Here is a 20,647-nt window from a genome sequence, read left to right as displayed (position 1 = left end):
AATAATTCAAACACCAAAATGCAATTTTGCGATCTAGCTCAAGTTTTTATGAATTTATTTGTTTACACGTAAATTTTTATTGCTTAATTGTGAATTTTTATGCAAAATTTATGCAACGCTTTCTCTAATACATAAAGAAATGATGATGGATACAAAAAATGATAGCCTGATGACGGCATTTAAAGATCTGTTGGCACAAGAAAAATTTGGTTCACAAATTGAAATTGTGAATGCGTTGCAAGCGCTGGGCTTTAATACCATTAACCAATCCAAAGTGTCACGTATGTTGAGCAAATTTGGCGCCGTGCGTACACGCAACACTCGCATGGAAATGGTCTATTGCTTGCCGAATGAATTAAGCGTGCCGAATACCAGTAGTCCATTAAAAAATTTGGTGCTAGATATTGATCACAATGATTTATTGGTGGTAATTAAAACCAGTCCCGGGGCGGCACAATTAATTGCACGCTTATTGGATTCCGTGGGCAAAACCGATGGCATTTTAGGCACCATTGCAGGTGACGATACGATTTTTATCACGCCGACCTTGAACACGAGCATTAAACAGTTGATCGCCAATATTCAACAGCTTTTTGAGAGTTCCTTGTAATGCGAATATTGACCACGGGCGGTACGGGGTTAATTGGGTGTGAATTGGTGAAATGCTGGTTGGATCAGCAATATCAAGTCACCCTACTCTCTCGTTCAGCTCACAAAGCCCTTGCCTTATTTCAATCTCACCGCTTTTCTGATCGATTAAGTGCGGTGGAAAATTTGTCTGTTTTTAGCGATTTAAATGACTTTGACGCCGTAATTAATTTGGCGGGCGAGCCAATTTTTGATAAACCTTGGACAGCCCAACAAAAAGATCGCCTGTGGCAAAGTCGACTAAAAATGACCGAAAAATTAACCGCACTTATTAACGCCAGCCAAACGCCACCAACCTGTTTTCTGTCAGGATCCGCTTATGGCTATTATGCAGACAGTGGCGAACAACGAATTAATGAACAACAGTCCGCAGGACAAGGCTTTACCGCTCAACTTTGCCAACAATGGGAAAATGCAGCCCAACAAGCCAATATCCGAGTATGTTTATTGCGAACAGGCATGGTGTTTTCCCCGAAAGGCGGGGCATTAGCCAAAATCTTGCCCTTATATCGTTGCGGATTAGGCGGAAAATTAGGCGACGGCAATCAATTTATGCCTTGGATCGCCCTTGAAGATATGGTCAATGCGATTGATTTTTTACTGCACAATTCAGCCTGCCAAGGCGCTTTTAACCTCTGCTCGCCTCAACCTGTGCAAAATAAACAATTCAATCAGTTGCTCGCCAAACAATTACGCCGACCCGCTTGGGCAAGGGTGCCTGCATTTCTATTACGTATTCTACTTGGAGAACGTGCCAGTCTAGTGTTAGAAAGCCAACGGCTTTATCCTGAAAAGCTCCTTAAACAAGGTTTTTCCTTTCAATATGCGGAACTGTCAAACTATTTACGTGCAACATTTGGCAAATCTCCCATTAATGTATAGAATATGCCTTTATCACCCAAAAACGCACGTTAACTATGCAGAATGTTCCACTTTCAGATCGCCAAATTAATCACATTAGCCGTTGTGGCGAATGTGATGCCTTGGTGGCTGTTTCGCATTTGGCAAAAGGGGAACATGCGGAATGCCCTCGTTGTCATCATGATTTACAATCGGCGGATCGTTGGTCATTAAAACGTTGTGCCATCATTGCCCTTTCTATTCTGATTTTAATGCCTTTTGCGTTAAATTATCCGCTGTTAAGTGTGGATTTGATTGGTTCCCAAGTAGATGCCTCCATTTGGGGCGGGGTCTGGAAAATGGCCACCGAGGGATACCCTTACACCGCTTTTTTAATTTTTCTTTGTGCGGTGTTTATGCCGATTGCTTTTGCCTTGTTGGTGATTTTATTGCAACTGGCCAAACTCACCAGACAAAAACCTCGCAACCTGTTAATGGCGATTGATTATATTAAACCTTGGGTGATGTTTGATGTATACTTAGTGGCACTCGGCGTAACGGCCTTTAAGGTGCGGGATTATGCCACGCTTTCCTTTGATATTTATCTCATTGCATTTTTAGCCACAGCGTTGCTAAATACCCTGTTGTTCGCCAAAATTAATCCGAAAGAATTATGGAATGATTTTTACCCGCAACACCTGAAATTATCGGAAATATCCGCAGAAAATCCACCGCACTTTTGCAGCAGTTGTGATTATACCTTTGAACACCCTATCAAGGATCATAAAGGCAAAGAGCGTTGCCCACGTTGCCATAATGAACCGCATAAAGCCGCTGAAATCAGCTTGCAACAGACTTGGGCGGCCTTGTTAGCGGGGATTGTGATGATTTTTCCGGCCAATATGTTTCCCATTTCCTATATTTCTATGACCAATATTCCCAGTGGTGACACCTTGATTTCCGGGGTCATTTCGTTTGTTAACATGGGCAGCTATTTTGTCGCTTTCGTAGTGTTCTTTGCCAGTATTTTTGTGCCGTTTAGCAAAATTATCATCATGCTCTATTTGTTATTCAGCACTCATTTTAATTGGCGACATTCGATCAAATGGCAAATGCGCTTATTTCATATTGTGCATTTTGTCGGCCGTTGGTCGATGCTCGATTTATTTGTATTAGCCTTGATGATGTCCTTGGTGACACGAGGCCAAATTATTAATTTTTCAGTCGGCCCTGCCGCCATTTATTTCGGCTTATCGGTGTTTTTAACCATGATAGCCACCACTACTTTTGATAGTCGTTTACTTTGGAAAATCTATGACGAAAGAAAATCAACCTGATCTCGCTGTCACAGCACAGCCAGAAAATATTGCCACCGCTAAGGTTCGCAAAACTCGCCGTATTTCGCCGTTTTGGTTATTGCCGATTATTGCGCTAATTATCGGCGCTACCCTGTTCTTTCAAATTATTAAAGAACAGGGGGAAACCGTGCATATTACCTTTGCCAACGGTGATGGCTTAGTGGCCAATAAAACCCAAATTCGCTATCAAGGGCTACAAATTGGGTTAGTCAAAAAAGTCAACTTTACCGACGATTTAAAATTGGTGAAAGTGGAAGCCAGTATTTATCCCGAGGCCAAAACGGTATTACGTGAAAATACCAAGTTCTGGTTGGTGCAACCTAATGCGTCCTTGGCCGGTATTTCAGGCTTAGATACCTTAATTTCAGGTAACTATATCACGTTACAACCTGGAGACGGCGATTACAAATACGATTTTGTGGCAGAAAGTGGTAGCCAAATTGTGCAACTAGCCGAGGGCGATTTACTGATTCATTTATTGTCTGATGATTTAGGATCTATCTCACAAGGTGCCTCAATTTTCTATAAAAAAATGCCCGTAGGGAAAGTGTTAGATTACCGTTTTACACCTGATCAAAAACAGGTTGAAATCAATGTCGCCATTGAAAAAGACTATGCGCACTTAATTAAAAAAGACAGCCGTTTCTGGAACATCAGCGGCATTCGTGCCAATGTGGATTTATCCGGTATCAATCTAAATATTGACAGTTTACAAGCGGTGGTGCGTGGGGCGATTACCTTTGACTCGCCGGAAAAAAGTGACGTCGCAGAAAATGAGCAACAATATACGCTCTACCCTGATTTATCCTCGGCGCAACGAGGGATTGAAGTCAATGTGACCCTGCCGGCGGAAAACAATTTCCAAGCGGGAAAAACCGAAGTATTTTATCAAGATATGCAAGTGGGTACCTTAACCTATATGGAAGAGGCGGGGCTTGATAATAATGTACGCAAAGGGAAATTATTATTGGCGCCGAATATGAACGACATTTTACGTAAAAATACAAAAATTGTTGTGCGTTCGCCCAAAGTTGATCTTACCAAGTTAGATAAATTACCTGAACTTTTACGGGGACAATATTTAGACATTATTGCGGGAGATGGCGAACCGACCACGGACTTCACCATTCTCAATGAAAAAGAACTGTTGCTCACACAAGCCAATGCGTTACAACTCACGCTAACAGCGCCCGAAACCTATGGTATTCGTCAGGGGCAAGAAGTGTATTACAATAATATCAGTATTGGTCGCTTAGTCGAACAACAAATTGACACCGACGGTGTCGTGTTTAAAGCCGTGATTTTTCCTGAATATCGTGGTTTAATCCATGCGGACACACAATTTATTGCGGCGAGCAACTTTGATATTGCCGTGGGGGTGGATGGCTTGCGTATGCAAGCGCCTGCGGCGGGAAATTGGTTACGAGGTGGTATTCAAGTCGTTAACCAGTTGAAACAAGGCCACGCCAAAACGCAATATCCGCTTTATAAAGATCAAGAGCATGCGGATATGGGCGTCACTGACAGCACGTTAAAACCCGCATTAACCTTGAAAAGCACCCAACTTCCGAATATTAGCAAAGGGTCTTTAGTGTTATATCGTCAATATGAAGTGGGCAAAATCTTAGATGTTCGTCCGTTAAAAGATCATTTTGATGTAGACGTGGCCATTTATCCAAAATTTGCCCATTTACTCACCAATAACAGCTTATTCTGGGTTGAAAGTCCGGCACAAATTGACATTACGCCGAAAGGGATCAGCATTCAAGCCAGCCCGATTGCCCGTTCATTGAAAGGTGCCATCAGCTTTGATAACAGTGGAGGTGGCAAAAACCATACCTTATATGCCAATGAATTAGTGGCCAAATCCGCAGGGCAAGTGATTACGCTCACGGCGGAAGATGCCACCAATTTAAGCAAAGGCATGAGCTTACGTTATATGGGGCTAACCGTTGGTGAAATCGACAGTATTCAGTTAGATAAAAACAATAACAAGATTATCGCAAAAGCCTTGATGAACCCGAATTATATGGGGATCGTTGCCAAAACTGGCAGTGTATTTAAGGTGATTTCGCCGGAAATTTCCGCCAGTGGCGTGGAAAATTTAGACAGTTTATTGCAGCCTTATATTGATATTGAAGTCGGGTCTGGCGCAGTGAAAAAACAATTTGTGCTATATGATAAAAATACCCCACAAAACAATAAATTCTTAAAAGGCTTTCCGTTTATTTTAGAAACCGCTGATGCCTCCAATGTGACACAAGGTTCGCCTGTGATGTATCGTGGTGTGGATGTGGGGAAAATTCGGCATTTAGAATTGAATAGTTTGGGCGATCGGGTGCTTATTCATATTATTATTGATCATAAATACGCCCATTTGGTGCGCACCAATTCACAATTCTGGCTCTCCTCTGGCTATACAGCGGGCTTAGGTTGGTCAGGTATTGAAGTCAATACTGGCACCGTGCAACAATTATTGAAAGGCGGAATTTCCTTCTCTACCCCATCTGGTACGGTGGTTCAGCCACAAGCTAAAGCAAATCAGCGATTCCTGTTACAAATTCGCCGACCTGATGAATCTAAACAGTGGAATTCCGGCACCATGGCAGAATAAGGTCAGCACATACACAAAAGGGCTATTCCTGACACAAGGATTAGCCCTTTTAATATATGGTATAAAACGAAAACGATTATTCAGGGTGACGTTCAGCCACTTCTTTTAATAAGGTTTGTAATTCACCCGCTTGATACATTTCTAAAATAATATCACAGCCACCAATTAACTCGCCCTCGACCCATAATTGTGGGAATGTTGGCCAGTTCGCATATTTAGGTAACTCTGCACGTACATCTGGGTTTTGTAAAATATCCACGTAACCAAAAGGCACTTGGCAGTTAATTAACGCCTCTACCGCACGGGCAGAAAAGCCACAGGAAGGCAATTTGGGGGAGCCTTTCATATAAATTAAAATCGGATTTTCGGCAATTTGTTTTTTGATTTTGTCTAATGTTTCCATTGGGTTTCCTTAATAATAAATTCTGTCTGTTAAAGTGCGGTTATTTTAACATAAGTTTTGAGCTTTGTGTAAAAGCCGACTGATTTTATCAACTATGTTTGATGTACGATTACCAGCTACCGCCAGCGCCACCGCCATCAAAACCACCGCCACCGAATCCGCCACCGCTCGATCCGCCACCAAAGCCACCGCCAAAACCTCCCCCGCCACCACGGCGACGACTGTTTAATACCGAGGCAGCAATAATCGCCGCATTTTGTAAATTATGGTTTGCCGTTGGGCTGATATAAGGTTTGCGACGCCAGCTTATTTCACCGAATAAGACAAACAAGATAAAAATCACCACCATAATAAATGGCACAATTTGATCCATGCTATCTTCTTCTACGGCTTGGGCAGCATATTCTCCTTTACTGGCGGCAATAATATGTTCTAAGCCTGAATTGATCCCTTGTGCATATTGGCCCTGTCTAAAATAAGGTAAAATAGCTTGGCGAATGACTTGGGATAAAAAGGCGTCGGTCAACACCCCTTGTAAGCCTTGACCGGTGGCAATAAACACTTTGCGATCCTCTTTTGCCACTAAAAACAATACGCCATTATTTAATTGCTTGCGCCCAATGCCCCATTTATCTCCTAATTGGGCGGTATATTGCGAAATATCTTCGCCATCTGTGGTCGGAATAATGACCAATGCAATTTGTGAACTGGTTTCTTGCCCATATTGATGTAATTTGGTTTCGAAGTATTGGATTTCTTGCGCCGATAAGGTCTTGGTGTAATCATTCACATAGCGAAATGGATTCGGTACCTCTGGAAAGGTGGTTGCTTTCGCCACAACACTGCACAAAATTAGGCTAAAAAATACCGCGGTTTTCAATAATTTAATCATTAATAATGACCTCATTGGGTAATTCATTCACATCATCTGGTTGAATGGGGAAATAAAGCGATAATTCTTGACCAATTTTTTCAATCGCTGCTAACACACCAAGGGTATATTGTTTTTCTTTAAAATAGCTAATCATTAACTGACATTGATGTTGCCAAAATTCATCACCGACAAATTGATGAATACCTTGATCGCCAATAATCGAACATTGATGATCTTTATGGGCAATGTAAATTAATACCGCATTGCGTGCAGCAGTTTTGTGCATGTCTAATTGATTAAACACCGCCAAAGCGCGGTCTAAAATCAGGGCATTTTTAGGCAAATGGCGCTCGATATAGACACGTAATTCTGCGGAGGTCTGTTGTTCTAACTCAGCAATGGCGTTTTCAATTTGTTTTTTATCAAAGGGAATTCGGGAAAATAGGGGCATAGTTTTCTTCGTTGTGTTTACCCTCACCCTAGCCCTCTCCCAGAGGGAGAGGGGATGGTTTTTTGGGGAGTAATTTAATTGTATTTTCCCTCATTATTCCCTCTCCCTTTGGGAGAGGGTTAGGGTGAGGGTAATCTCTAACTATTTTCTAATTAAAACTCACCACTGGCGCATTTTCCGCACCCACAGTAGATTTAAAATACGGTTTTTCTTTAAAACCTAAAATCATGGCAGCCAATTTGGTTGGGAATTGACGTACTTTTTGATTATAGACTTTCGCTGCGGCATTAAAATCATTACGTGCTTTATTAATACGGTTTTCGGTTCCCTCTAATTGCGCTTGTAAATTCATAAAACCTTCATGGGCTTTTAATTCTGGGTATTTTTCTACGGAAACCAATAAACGAGATAAAGCCGATCCCACAGAATCTTGATTTTGTTGGAATTGGGCTAAATTTTCTTCAGTCATATTGCTTGGATCAATTTTCACCTGTGTCGCTTTTGCACGCGCCTCAATCACACCCGTTAAGGTTTCTTTCTCAAAGTTTGCTTGACCTTTGACGGTGTTGACTAAATTCGGAATCATATCCGCACGGCGTTGATATTGCGATTCCACATTCGCCCACACGGAATCAATTTCTTCTTCGGCTTTCACTAAGCCATTGTAACTTGACATTAAGGTGAAACCTGCGATTATCGCCACAAGGATAATCAGTAACCATTTTTTCATCATTATTCCTTTTTAATGTAAAAAGACCTAAACAACGTTTAGGTCTTTCAATCTTTATTTCATCTCGTAATGAGACAAATCTAAATTACATAGTAACTTGTTTGTTACCTTGAACTTGAACGTCAACACGACGGTCTGGGGCTAAACAAGCGATTAATGCTTTACGTCCTTTAACGGCATCACAAGTGTTGCCTGTTACTGGATTTGCTTCACCGTAACCAGTTGCAGTTACAGAACCTGCATCAACACCTTTAGAAACTAAGTAGTTAGCTACTGTTTCAGCACGACGTTGTGAAAGTTTTAAGTTAGATGCATCTTTACCGATACGGTCAGCATAACCATTTACTTGTACTGCTGGGTTAGCTACTTGTGCGATTTCGCCGTAGATACCATCTAAAGTTGCAGACGCTTCAGGTTTTAAAGTTGATTTACCGAATGCGAAAGTCACATCACTGCTTAAAGTGAAAGTTTTGTTAACCACTTCAGGAGCAGCCATAGGTGCCATACCTTGACCGAAACGGTAAGATAAACCTGCAGTTACAGCGTGAATTTCTGGAGTGTAGTCGTGACGGCTACCGTCAGCATTTTCTAATTTACCTACGTTATTTAACCAAGTATATTCAACACGAGCAGCTAATTCTGGAGTGATAGCATACTCAACACCAGCACCTAAAACTAAAGAAGTTTTTAAACTGTGTTCACGAGTGTTACTTGCATTGAAACCATTAGCACCTTCAGATACTTTATAGTCTGAACGAACTAAAGCTGCACCTACTTTACCGTAGAAATCTAAGCCAGCTAATGCTGGGGTAACAATACCTAAGTCAACACTTGGTTTTAAAGTTAAGTGTGCACCGTGGTTAGTGTGTTTTGCTGTAGTTTCGCCAGCTGTACGTAATTTAGCACGACCGAAATCATCGTAACCTAATTCAACTGCTAAACCTAAGTTGTCTTGATTAAGAATTTGATAACCACCGAAAACACCGTAAGTCACAGAGTTTTTCTGTGTACCTTTAGCATCTGTATCAGTGCCTTCATATTGAGTATAACCGTCATGGAATGACGCCCAACCTGCTTTAGCACCGGCGTAGAATGTGTTTTGTTGTGGAGCTGCTTGAGCAACTGATGCTGCTGCTAAACCAGCGATAGCTAATGCGATAGCTGTTTTTTTCATTGTGATGATCCTCTTTTTTAGTCATCTAATTTCAAAAAATATCAGCTGGATTCAGCTGAATTCCGAGTACAAAAGATGTACTGTTTTATTATCTCTACCACAGAATTATGGTTTCGACATTTACCTATACTAGGGTTAATGAATTTGCCCTACTGTTCCTTTTGACAAATTCACTTACCTTAACTCTCATTAAGGTAACGTTTCAAAAGTCTGCGTATTATCCAATGATAAAATAGAAAAATCAAATATTTTTTCGCAATACTGCTCGTTTACTAAGCAATCTCGCCTAAATTTGATTGTTTATTAGTCATTGAATGCGTATTTCCCTTTTAAAACTGTGTTTATTATAGACGTACTTTTCTAAAATTTCAATTATTTAACCGCATTTTCGATTTCAGTCACCATGGCATCCATAGAGGCGAGCCCCCCAAACGCTAAATACCAGTTAGCGGCATTTAAATACACAATATGGTGATGTTGTGCGGCTTGGGTTTTATTAATTATTGCATTATCCAATACCTGTTTGGCGTTGTCAGTCTTATCTGTCACAGCCGCCGTACGGTCAATAATTAATAAATAGTCAGGATTTTTTTCCGCCACATATTCAAAGCCAACACTGTTACCATGCACTGAGGCAGAAAGCGAGGTGTCAATTGGGGTGAAACCGAAGTTTTGATAAACCATGGCATAACGAGATTGATCACCAAAAGCACTGATTCGACTTTCATTAACTAAGACCAATAAGGCGGTCTTACCTTTGGTTTTCTCCGCTAAGGCAGCCATACGTTTATCTAAATCCGCTAATTTTTGTTTCGCTTGGGCTTCTTTATCAAAGATTTGACCAATCGCCACAATATTAGATTGGAACGTTGGATAGAAATTAGCAAAGTCATTTTCTAACATAAATACGGGTGCAATACCTTTTAAACGATCCAATAATTTTTTCTGTCTTGGTGAGGCAATAATTAAATCGGGGTTTAATTCATTGATTTTTTCAAAAGCGGGTTCTGGCGAGGTCCCCATATCGGCGTATTTTGCGTCTTGGAACTCGTCTAAATAAGCGGGAATTTTGCCTTTTACGGTGCCGACGATCTTGGCTTTTTCATCCAATTCTCGCATCACATCAAGGGCAGCGAAATCAAGTACCACGACTTTTTGTGGATTTTGTGGCACAATTTGCTTGCCTGCAGCGTTTTCCACTTCAATATCTTTTGCTTGAGCAAAACTCACGACGCTCGCAGCCACCAGTAAACCTAAGGCCATTTTTTTAAATGTGTTTTTCATCATGTTTCCTTATTTAAAATAAATCTTATCTAAAATACACCGCAATTCGTTGCTGATTAATGGTTTGAATATTCATTGGCATATCATAAATTTGTGCTAACACCTCTGGGTGCATAATATCCTCGACAGCCCCTTGTTGCACCAAACACCCTTGTTTCATGGCAATAATATAGTCGGAATAACAAGAGGCAAAATTAATATCATGGATCACAATCACCACCGTTTTATTCAGTTCATCGGTCAGTTTCCGCAACACTTGCATAATCTGTACCGAATGTTTCATATCTAAATTATTCAAGGGTTCATCAAGCAAAATATAATCGGTGTCCTGTGCTAAGGTCATGGCAATATAGGCCCGTTGCCGTTGTCCGCCACTGAGTTCATCAATATATTGATGACGAATGTCCTGCAAATTCATATAACCAATAGCATTATCAATAAAAGTGCGGTCATTTTGAGTCAAGTTTCCTTTACTATAAGGAAAGCGCCCAAAGGCCACCAACTCTTCCACAGTTAAGCGTAAATTGATATGGTTAGATTGCTTTAATATCGACAACTGTTTGGCAATGTCACTACTCTTTTGTTGCGATAATGGCACATTATTTAACCGCACTTCGCCTTGATCTGGCGCAAGCAAACGGCTCATAATAGCCAATACGGTACTTTTTCCTGCGCCATTTGGCCCAATAAATGAAGTAATTTTGCCCTGTGGAATACTGACAGATACATTATCTACCACCTTTTTATTGCCATAGCTTTTACTGATCTGTTGAATTTCAATTGTCATAACTCATTACCATTTTTTCTGTGTTCGCAACAGCAAATAAATAAAATACACGCCACCGACAAAGTTAATAATAATACTTAAAGTGGTATTAAAGGTAAACACTTGCGACACCAAGACTTGCCCTATAATCAAGGTCACCATCGCCATTAACATGGCTGTTGGAATAAGAATTTTATGTTTAAATGTCGGCATAAATTCAAAGGTCACGTTCATCACCAATAAACCTAAAAAGGTGAGCGGCCCCACCAATGCAGTAGATACTGAGGTTAAAATGGCGACCAAAATCAACAAATGCCGAATAATTTTTTGATACGGCACACCTAAATTAATCGCTTGTTCACGTCCCAGTGCTAATACATCAAAATAACGCCAATAACGCATACTCACACCAATAGTGATCAACAATATCACCATGGCTAACCATAAAATATCCAAATTCATGCGGTTAAAACTGGCAAAGCCAATATCTTGGGCGATCTGAAATTCATTGGGATCAATCAACACTTCCATAAAGGTGGTTAAACTTTGGAAAAAGGTACCAAATACGATCCCAACTAATAACAAGAAAAACAGATTTTGTTGTTCTTGCTTAAATAAAATGCGGTACAACAACAACGCAAACAACACCATAATGGCCGTTGAGCCAAGAAATAACAGGATCGGATTGACCGAAAGCAAGGTAGTAGAACCAAATAAAAAAATAATTAGGGTTTGAATCAATAAATAAAGAGAATCCAACCCTAACACACTGGGCGTCAAAATACGGTTATTCACGACCACTTGGAAAATCATGGTTGCTACCGCAATCGCTGCACCAGTGATCGCAATGGCAAGCACGCTCAAGGCACGATGATGTAGCGCATATTCCCAACGATTAGGCAAATTATAGCCAAGATAAGCGCAAACCGCTAACAGGGTGAGTATCACTAATAATATCAATTTTTGCCGATAATGGTTTTTCATCTTTTCTCACCTAACCCTGTCGATAACGTTTAAATAGCAAAAGCAAGAAAATCGCACTACCAAACACCCCTACTACCGCATTAATCGACACTTCGTAAGGGTAAATGACCAAGCGGCCTAAAATATCACAGAATAATACAAATACAGCGCCTAATAAGGCCGTATGCGACAGGATTTTTTTCAAATTATCGCCTAAATAAAGCGTCACCAAGTTCGGTACGATTAAGCCTAAAAAGGGAATGACACCTACCGATACAATAATAATAGAAGACACAGTGGCCACAATGGCCAAGCCTAAATATAGCACTTGTTGATAATTTAAGCCTAAGTTAGTGGCAAATTCTTCGCCCATGCCCACAATGGAAAAACGGTTAGCAAAAAGATAGGCTACGATTAAGGCCGGCAAACTAAAATACAGCATTTCATAACGCCCCGCCATCACAAGAGAAAAATCGCCTTGTAACCAACCCGCTAAGTTTTGTAACAAATCTTCTTTATAAGCAATAAAAGCGGTAATGGAGCTAATAATATTACCAAACATAATCCCCACAAGCGGGACGAAAATGCTGTCTTTAAATTTAAGACGGGACAAAATAGTCATAAACAACAACGTGCCTAAGAAAGAAACCGCAATAGCGATCCCCGTTTTGAGTAACATCGAGGCAGAGGGGAACAATAAAATCGCAATTAAAATGCCTAATCGGGCACTGTCCATGGTGCCTGCCGTGGTTGGTGACACAAAACGATTACGACTTAATTGCTGCATCACAAGGCCGCAGATACTTAAAGCTGCCCCAGCAATCAGAATACTCACCAAACGAGGCACACGGCTGATCGCAAAGATTTCCCATTGTTCTGGGTTAAAAGCCAATAATCCGCTAAGATTGACCGTACTCACGCCAATAAACAGCGAGAGCAATGACAATAATATAACCAGTAAACACAAATAACGGCGCTTGATCAAATCTTATCCTTTCAATAATGCAGAAAAATGAGAATCATTCTATTTAAGAATAGCGTATTAAGAATAGCATAGTTCCGTTTCTTTATCAAAAAAGTGCGGTGAAAATTCGTGAAAATTTTACACCGCACTTTCTATGACTAGAATTTCAGCAGTCGCTCGGCAGACTTGGCTTTGACTAAGAAATTCTTACGTTCCTTATCCCCCATACCTGAGTTCGTGCCGGGTAATTTCACGGTCATCGGATTAACCGCACGGCCGTTAATATGGAATTCATAATGTAAATGCGCCCCTGTTGAAATGCCTGTATTGCCTGATAATGCAATACGTTCCCCTCGTTTTAAGGACTGCCCTGCTCTGACTAAAGGCTTGCTTAAGTGCATGTACACGGTTTGATACACACGGCTATGTCGCACCACAATATAACGCCCTGCCCCACCCGCTTGGTAGGCGACTTTTTCCACCACCCCATCAGCTGGCAAAATCACGGGCGTCCCGATTGGCACCGCAAAATCCACCCCTTTATGTGGACGTACTCGCCCTGTCACTGGATGACGGCGAGCAGGATTAAATGGTGATGAAATACGGGCTTGACGTTGTAAGGGCGTACGTGCAAAGCCTTTACCAATGGTTTCCCCTTGACGATTATAATAACGGCCGTTATCTGCTTGAATCGCATAATAACTGGTACCGTTATGGGTAATATGAATGGCGTCAACGTTCCCTTGACCAGTTAATTTATTATCCAGATATTCCCTTGTGACCAAGACAGCAAAATTATCGCCTTTCGCTAATTTTGAAATATTAACTTGCCATTGAAGTGCGGTGCTTAATTGGTTAATTTGGCGATTATCCAAGCCTAATTTATTTAGGCTAGCTCGCAATGATCCCTCAATTTTGCCTTTCAGCACATCTTTCTTCCAAATACTTTTCTTTTCTAGAATCTGACGTGCAAATTTCCCCTTTTCTTTTAATTCGTAAATGCGTTCTTCTTTCTCGGAAACCAACCAATTTAAATATTCTAATTCATTATCATTATCTAAAATCCAATAAATCTGTTGACCGGCTTTTAAGTTTTTTAACTCTGGATAACTGGCGATTAAAAGTTGACTCGTTTCATCTTCCAAACCCGACATTTCCAACACATCTTTTAATTTATCGCCTTGCACCACGGTATAAGAAAATTGATCAGAAATGCGTTTAGCTTGATCAACCGCCAATAACAAATCATCTACGGCATTTTGTGCATCTTCTGGCAATTTATCGCCAAAATCCACTTGATCTACTTCATCATCCATACCTAAAAGTTCATCATCATAGGACGTCGCATCTAACTCATTACTTGGGATAGTCTGTGTACTCGTGTTTCCGGTATTGAGCTCAGTTGTTGGGGTTAAGGGTTGATATTGATTATCGAGTGCGTCAACCCTATCCAATGGTGTATTTTCAGCGGTATGTTTTAACGTCAGAATGCTACCAATCACAAGGCAAAGCAGTGCAACAAAGAAAATCATCGCCTTAATACGTGATTTTCTTTTTCGTCTCTCTCTGGCTAATTTAACGTGCTGAACCACTCTAATACCGTCCTAGTAAAACCTTACGAAGTTATGACAAAGTAAATAATAAAAAATTCATGATTTTTGTTGATTTTTATGTTGTTGCAATAAATTTTCAGCCAAAGGTGGCATTTGTAAATAAAATCCTTGCTGTTTAATCTGGCTGAACACCTCTTGATTATTCGCTTGCTTAAGCGACTTTTCCCCCATTAAATTAAACAACATCACAAATACCGGCGGGCCAAAGATCTGGCGTAAACTCAATGGTACAGCCTCAAATTGATCTCGCTTTTCTACATACAGATACATGCCATCTTTGCGGTTGCTTTTATATATCGCACACAGCATCTTTTCGCTCCTCAAATTTAACGCTTGAGAGAATAACAGAAATCATTACAATGTACAGAAAAAATTATAAGGACATCGCATGCAATTCTCACAATTACAATCCGCCAAACTGATCAAACGTTACAAACGCTTTTTAACCGATATTGAACTCCCCAATGGCAAAATCATCACCATTCACTGTGCCAACACTGGCGCCATGACTGGCTGTGGCGAAACAGAAGATATTGTCTGGTATTCCGATTCTGGCAGTACCACCCGAAAATACCCCCATTCTTGGGAAATCACTCAATTAAAAAATGGCCAATTGGTTTGTATCAATACCCATCGTTCTAATCAATTGGTGTTTGAAGCCTTACAAAATAAGCAAATTAAAGAACTAGCCGCCTATGATCAAATTTTACCTGAAGTCAAATACGGTGAAGAAAATAGCCGTATTGATTTTCTGCTCAAAGGTGAGGGCTTGCCCGATTGTTATGTAGAAGTGAAATCCATCACCTTGGTCAACAACAATGTTGGCATGTTCCCCGATGCCGTCACCACTCGTGGTCAGAAACATTTGCGGGAATTGCTCGCAATGAAAAAGCAAGGCCACCGAGCCGTGGTACTCTTTGCCGGTTTACATAATGGCTTTGATTGTTTCAAAATCGCAGAAAAAGTCGATCCAGAATATGATCGCTTATTAAAAGAAGTGACTGCTCAAGGGGTTGAGGCTTATACTTATGCCGGAGAATTTGAAAAAATACAAGATATTCCCACCGCACTTTATCTCACCAAAGCAGTCAATTGGGTAAAATAAATTTTTTGATAATTATTCGTATTTATTGCTTGACAATATTTTTGAGAATAGATATCATTAGCCTATTCAAACAATAATAGATAATCACTCCATCATTTTACGCCACTCACCCCCACAGAGAGTGGCGTTTTTTTCATTTTGAATCAAATAACAACTACTTCGTCATGCGTTTATACTTAATCCGATGCGGTTGGGTTGCTGCCTCGCCTAAGGTTTTCTTTTTCCATTCTTCGTAGTCGGTAAAGTTACCCTCATAGAACGTCACTTTGCCTTCATCGCCATAGTCTAAAATATGGGTGGCGATACGGTCTAAGAACCAACGGTCATGGGAAATCACCATGGCACAACCGGGGAATTCAAGAATGGCATTTTCTAAGGCACGCAAGGTTTCTACGTCTAAGTCATTGGTCGGTTCGTCCAATAATAAGACGTTGCCGCCACGTTGTAGCAGTTTAGCTAAATGCAAACGACCACGCTCACCGCCCGACAATTCGCCGACTCGTTTTTGCTGATCGACACCTTTAAAGTTAAAACGCCCCACATAAGCACGGCTTGGAATTTCAAAGTTACCGATAGTTAAAATATCCTGTCCGTTAGACACTTCTTCCCACACGGTTTTTTTGTCGTCCATCGCATCACGGAATTGATCCACAGACGCAAGGGTCACAGTTTCCCCTAAGGTAATGGAACCGCTATCTGGCTGTTCTTTGCCTGACAACATACGGAATAAAGTAGATTTACCGGCCCCATTTGCCCCGATAATGCCCACAATCGCCCCTTTTGGAATGCTGAACGATAAATCATCAATCAAAGTGCGGTCGCCGTAAGATTTGGTTAAATGTTCCACTTCGATCACTTTATCCCCTAAACGTGGGCCAGGTGGAATAAAGAGTTCGTTGGTTTCATTACGTTTTTGATATTCACCTGAATTTAATTCTTCAAAACGTGCCATACGTGCTTTACTTTTCGCTTGACGACCTTTTGGATTTTGGCGAACCCATTCTAATTCTTTTTCAATGGATTTTTGACGTGCGGACTCCGTGGCTTGCTCTTGAGCTAAACGTTTTTCTTTTTGTTCTAACCAAGAAGAATAATTACCCTCCCATGGAATCCCCTCACCACGGTCAAGCTCTAAGATCCAACCTGCGACGTTATCTAAGAAGTAACGGTCATGGGTAATGGCGACCACCGTTCCCTCGTAATCATGTAAGAAACGTTCTAACCACGCCACAGATTCTGCGTCTAAGTGGTTGGTTGGTTCGTCTAATAACAACATATCGGGTTTTTCGAGCAATAAACGACACAATGCTACACGGCGACGTTCGCCCCCTGAAAGATGTTCAATTTTCGCGTCCCATTCTGGTAAACGTAAGGCATCGGCAGCACGTTCTAATTGGTTATCTAAATTATGTCCATCATGTGCTTGAATAATAGCTTCTAAATTGGCTTGTTCCGCAGCGAGTTTATCAAAATCCGCATCAGGATCGGCATATAAGGCATACACTTCATCTAAACGAGTTAACGCATTTTTCACTTCTGAAACCGCTTCTTCAATGGCTTCACGCACGGTTTGTTGCGGATCTAATTTTGGTTCTTGCGGAAGATAACCGATTTTAATCCCTGGTTGTGGACGAGCTTCCCCCTCAAATTCTTTATCTACGCCAGCCATAATGCGTAATAAGGTGGATTTGCCTGCTCCGTTTAAACCAAGAACCCCGATTTTCGCCCCTGGGAAAAAGCTTAAGGAAATATCTTTCAAAATATGACGTTTCGGCGGCACAACCTTGCCTACTCGGTGCATAGTGAAAACGAATTGTGATGACATTTTTTATTCTCTTCTTTAAAAATACAGCCTCTCCCTTTGGGAGAGGACGGAGAAAATCCGATAGGATTTTCGGGAGGTGAGGGTTTCACATTTTACCCTCACCCTAGCCCTCTCCCAGAGGGAGAGGGGACAAATGAACAAGGATTATTTTCCAATGACTTCCAATCCGCCCATATAAGGACGTAATACCTCTGGCACGGTAATGGAACCATCAGCATTTTGATAATTTTCTAATACAGCAACTAAGGTACGCCCCACTGCTAAACCCGAACCATTTAAAGTATGCACTAAGCGAGTTTTCTTATCGCTTTTCGCACGGCAACGGGCTTGCATACGGCGAGCTTGGAAATCCCACATATTAGAACAAGATGAAATCTCACGATAGGTATTTTGAGCAGGTACCCAAACTTCTAAATCGTAGGTTTTGCACGAACCAAAGCCCATATCACCCGTACAAAGCAACACTTTACGGTATGGTAAATTCAATAATTGCAAGACTTTTTCCGCATGACCGGTTAATTCTTCTAAGGCTTGCATGGATGTTTCAGGTTCAACAATTTGGACTAATTCGACTTTGTCAAATTGGTGCATACGAATTAAACCACGAGTATCACGGCCATAAGAGCCAGCCTCGGAACGGAAACAAGGCGTATGTGCGGTCATTTTTAACGGTAATTGTTCGGTGTCAAGAATTTCACCACGCACTAAATTGGTCACTGGCACTTCGGCGGTTGGAATTAAGGCGTAAGGGACTTCCCCCTCTAATGGTTTGGTGTGAAATAAATCTTCACCAAATTTTGGTAATTGCCCTGTGCCATACAAAGTATCGTGATTGACTAAATAGGGCACATAGGCCTCTGTATAGCCGTGTTGTTCGGTATGTAAGTCCAGCATAAATTGAGCTAACGCACGGTGCATTTTAGCAATTTGCCCTTTCATCACTGCAAATCTTGCTCCGCTTAATTTCACCCCTGCGGCAAAATCTAAACTGCCGTTAAGTTGTTCACCCAAGGTCACATGATCTTTCACCTCAAAATCAAATTGACGTGGCGTTCCCCAGCGTGAAATTTCTTTATTTTCGCTATCGTCTTTGCCTAATGGCACTTCGTCTGCCGGCAAATTTGGAATGGTCAATGCCAAGGTATTTAATTCCGCTAACACATCATCCAATAAACCTTTCGCTTGTGCCAGTTCAATCCCCATGCTATCGACATCTTGCATTAAGGATTCAATATTTTCACCACGTGCTTTGGCCGCACCAATGGCTTTTGATCTGGTATTACGTTCTGCTTGTAAGGTTTCGGTTTTAACCTGTAATGCCTTGCGTTGTTCTTCTAATTCAGTGACTTTTGCCACATCCAAATCAAAATTACGTTTTAATTTTAATAATTGTGCTGTTTCCGCAATATTATTGCGTAATAAATTCGGATCGATCATTTTTTCTTCCTTAAATTAATACGGTAAACATGCCTTTCATTCTATAACGAATTAGTGAGAATTTCCATTATTTCCACCGCACTTTATTGCTTTTATTATCCTGTTGTTGTAACCAATCTAATTTTTCTTTTATTTTAACTTCCATACCACGGTTGGTTGGAAAATAGAATTGGGTATCTTTTAATGGCTCAGGGAAATAATTCTCCCCAGCAGCATAGGCATTAGGTTCATCATGGGCATAACGGTATTCTGCCCCTAACCCCATTTCTTTCATTAAATTCGTTGGGGCATTGCGTAAATGCTCGGGTACATCATAATCTGGCGCTTGTTTCGCCAATGCTTTAGCTTGATTAAACGCCTGATACACGGCATTGCTTTTCGGAGCCACCGCAAGATACACAATGGCTTGGGCAATGGCTCGCTCTCCCTCTGCAGCACCGACTCGAGTAAAACAATCCCATGCGGCCAACGCCACTTGCATTGCACGGGGATCGGCATTGCCCACATCTTCTGATGCAATGGCTAACAAACGACGAGCCACATATAAAGGATCGCCACCAGCCGTAATAATCCGTGCATACCAATATAACGCCGCATCAGGTGCTGAGCCACGTACGGATTTATGCAACGCCGAAATTAAATCATAAAAACGGTCGCCCTGTTTATCAAAACGAGCTTGCCGTTCGCCTAGCACTTCGGTTAATAAAGTGCGGTGTAAAATCTTGCCATTTTTCTGATCTTCATCTGCCATATCCACCATTAATTCGAGACAATTCAAGGCTAAACGAGCATCACCATTGACATATCCCGCTAATAATGCCAATAAATTATCTTCGATTTTTAACCGCAGTTTACCGAATCCTCGTTCAGGATCATCAATGGCTTGTTGTAATACTTGTTGAATATCTTGCTTATCTAGGGATTTTAAAATATACACTCTGGCACGAGATAGCAAGGCACTATTCAATTCAAAAGACGGATTTTCCGTCGTAGCACCGATAAAAATAATGGTGCCATTTTCAATATGGGGGAGAAACGCATCTTGCTGACTTTTATTAAAACGATGTACTTCATCCACAAATAAAATGGTACGGCGATCATTAAGTTGATTCTGTTTCGCTCGTTCAATGGCCTCTCGAATTTCTTTGACGCCACTGGTCACAGCGGAAAGGCGTTCTACTTCAGCATGAATACGGTGAGCGATAATTTCTGCTAAGGTCGTTTTACCTGTGCCGGGAGGCCCCCATAAAATCATGGAATGAGCGTGTCCCGCCTCAATGGCTTTGCGTAAAGGTTTGCCTTGCCCGATTAAATGTTGCTGACCGCAATATTCATCTAACGTGCGTGGTCGCATACGTGCGGCAAGGGGGCGGAAATCGGTAGTGGAGAAATCGAGATTGAGATTGGACATCAGCATCCTTTAAAATTGCTTTACCCTCACCCTAGCCCTCTCCCAAAGGGAGAGGGGACAGAATAAGGGATGATTTCATTTTATTATTTACCCTAACATGTCCCCTCTCCCTTTGGGAGTGGGGACAGAATGAGGGATGATTTCATTTTATTATTTACCCTAACATGTTCCCTCTCCCTTTGGGAGT

The 20,647-nt window shown here is 41.2% G+C and carries 19 protein-coding genes; 5 read left to right on the top strand and 14 right to left on the bottom strand.

Annotated features, from left to right (window positions below; all coding sequences use genetic code 11):
- Positions 1–142: 142 nt before the first annotated feature.
- Genes argR through ACTG7L_RS10010 form a run of 4 tightly spaced genes read left to right on the top strand, consistent with a single transcriptional unit; the run spans position 143 to position 5,460 of the window.
- Positions 143–610: a transcriptional regulator ArgR gene (argR, locus tag ACTG7L_RS10025; protein WP_439243579.1), complete on the top strand. Its 468-nt coding sequence runs from the start codon at positions 143–145 to the stop codon at positions 608–610.
- A complete protein-coding gene (locus ACTG7L_RS10020) occupies positions 610–1,530 on the top strand; it encodes a TIGR01777 family oxidoreductase (RefSeq protein WP_439328422.1) in 921 nt (306 codons plus the stop codon). Before argR ends, ACTG7L_RS10020 begins: the two co-directional genes overlap by 1 nt.
- Positions 1,531–1,565: 35 nt before the next feature.
- The gene (locus ACTG7L_RS10015) at positions 1,566–2,825 is read left to right on the top strand and encodes a PqiA/YebS family transporter subunit (RefSeq protein WP_439328421.1); all 1,260 of its coding nucleotides are present in this window, start codon (positions 1,566–1,568) and stop codon (positions 2,823–2,825) included.
- Positions 2,803–5,460, top strand: a complete 2,658-nt coding sequence (locus ACTG7L_RS10010) for an MlaD family protein (RefSeq protein ID WP_439328420.1) — start codon at positions 2,803–2,805, stop codon at positions 5,458–5,460. The genes ACTG7L_RS10015 and ACTG7L_RS10010 overlap by 23 nt, the downstream gene beginning before the upstream one ends.
- Positions 5,461–5,536: 76 nt before the next feature.
- On the opposite strand, the gene grxD is transcribed toward ACTG7L_RS10010, so the two are convergent.
- From grxD to ACTG7L_RS09955, 11 genes are all read right to left on the bottom strand, one after another.
- The gene (grxD, locus tag ACTG7L_RS10005) at positions 5,537–5,863 is read right to left on the bottom strand and encodes a Grx4 family monothiol glutaredoxin (protein ID WP_439243589.1); all 327 of its coding nucleotides are present in this window, start codon (positions 5,861–5,863) and stop codon (positions 5,537–5,539) included.
- A gap of 109 nt (positions 5,864–5,972) precedes the next feature.
- Positions 5,973–6,755, bottom strand: coding sequence for a TPM domain-containing protein (locus ACTG7L_RS10000; RefSeq protein ID WP_439328433.1), 783 nt, complete (start codon positions 6,753–6,755; stop codon positions 5,973–5,975).
- On the bottom strand, positions 6,748–7,188 hold the full coding sequence (locus tag ACTG7L_RS09995; protein ID WP_439328419.1) for a TPM domain-containing protein: 441 nt from the start codon (positions 7,186–7,188) through the stop codon (positions 6,748–6,750). The genes ACTG7L_RS10000 and ACTG7L_RS09995 overlap by 8 nt, the downstream gene beginning before the upstream one ends.
- Before the next feature lie 148 nt (positions 7,189–7,336).
- A complete protein-coding gene (locus ACTG7L_RS09990; RefSeq protein WP_439328418.1) occupies positions 7,337–7,918 on the bottom strand; it encodes a LemA family protein in 582 nt (193 codons plus the stop codon).
- A gap of 85 nt (positions 7,919–8,003) precedes the next feature.
- Complete coding sequence (gene ompA, locus ACTG7L_RS09985; RefSeq protein ID WP_439328417.1) at positions 8,004–9,092, bottom strand: porin OmpA; 1,089 nt, start codon at positions 9,090–9,092, stop codon at positions 8,004–8,006.
- A 372-nt stretch (positions 9,093–9,464) separates the two neighbouring features.
- A complete protein-coding gene (locus tag ACTG7L_RS09980; protein WP_439328416.1) occupies positions 9,465–10,376 on the bottom strand; it encodes a siderophore ABC transporter substrate-binding protein in 912 nt (303 codons plus the stop codon).
- A 25-nt stretch (positions 10,377–10,401) separates the two neighbouring features.
- Positions 10,402–11,163, bottom strand: coding sequence for an iron ABC transporter ATP-binding protein (locus tag ACTG7L_RS09975; protein ID WP_439328415.1), 762 nt, complete (start codon positions 11,161–11,163; stop codon positions 10,402–10,404).
- 6 nt (positions 11,164–11,169) lie between these two features.
- A complete protein-coding gene (locus ACTG7L_RS09970; protein WP_439328414.1) occupies positions 11,170–12,126 on the bottom strand; it encodes an iron chelate uptake ABC transporter family permease subunit in 957 nt (318 codons plus the stop codon).
- A 10-nt stretch (positions 12,127–12,136) separates the two neighbouring features.
- Positions 12,137–13,090 (bottom strand): ABC transporter permease, encoded by a 954-nt coding sequence (locus ACTG7L_RS09965; RefSeq protein WP_439243609.1) that lies wholly within the window; start codon positions 13,088–13,090, stop codon positions 12,137–12,139.
- A gap of 137 nt (positions 13,091–13,227) precedes the next feature.
- The gene (gene mepM, locus ACTG7L_RS09960; RefSeq protein ID WP_439328432.1) at positions 13,228–14,601 is read right to left on the bottom strand and encodes a murein DD-endopeptidase MepM; all 1,374 of its coding nucleotides are present in this window, start codon (positions 14,599–14,601) and stop codon (positions 13,228–13,230) included.
- Positions 14,602–14,718: 117 nt separating this feature from the next.
- Positions 14,719–14,991 (bottom strand): YcgL domain-containing protein, encoded by a 273-nt coding sequence (locus ACTG7L_RS09955; protein ID WP_439328413.1) that lies wholly within the window; start codon positions 14,989–14,991, stop codon positions 14,719–14,721.
- 79 nt (positions 14,992–15,070) lie between these two features.
- On the opposite strand from ACTG7L_RS09955, the gene sfsA reads away from it, so the two are divergent.
- Positions 15,071–15,787 carry a DNA/RNA nuclease SfsA gene (sfsA, locus tag ACTG7L_RS09950; protein ID WP_439328412.1) on the top strand — a complete coding sequence of 239 codons (717 nt, stop codon included), beginning with the start codon at positions 15,071–15,073 and terminating at the stop codon, positions 15,785–15,787.
- Positions 15,788–15,941: 154 nt separating this feature from the next.
- Here sfsA and ettA read toward each other — a convergent pair whose 3' ends face one another.
- The 3 genes from ettA to ACTG7L_RS09935 all read right to left on the bottom strand — a co-directional run bounded on the left by ettA (position 15,942) and on the right by ACTG7L_RS09935 (position 20,460).
- Entirely contained in the window at positions 15,942–17,612 is a 1,671-nt protein-coding gene (ettA, locus tag ACTG7L_RS09945) for an energy-dependent translational throttle protein EttA (protein WP_386692939.1), read from the bottom strand.
- Positions 17,613–17,756: 144 nt separating this feature from the next.
- Positions 17,757–19,049: a serine--tRNA ligase gene (gene serS, locus ACTG7L_RS09940; protein ID WP_439328411.1), complete on the bottom strand. Its 1,293-nt coding sequence runs from the start codon at positions 19,047–19,049 to the stop codon at positions 17,757–17,759.
- Positions 19,050–19,116: 67 nt separating this feature from the next.
- The gene (locus tag ACTG7L_RS09935) at positions 19,117–20,460 is read right to left on the bottom strand and encodes a replication-associated recombination protein A (protein WP_439328410.1); all 1,344 of its coding nucleotides are present in this window, start codon (positions 20,458–20,460) and stop codon (positions 19,117–19,119) included.
- Between the last annotated feature and the right edge of the window lie 187 nt (positions 20,461–20,647).

It is taken from the genome of Lonepinella sp. BR2357, from assembly GCF_051851525.1.
Lineage (GTDB): Bacteria > Pseudomonadota > Gammaproteobacteria > Enterobacterales > Pasteurellaceae > Lonepinella.
This window is presented reverse-complemented; position numbering and strand designations above follow the sequence as displayed.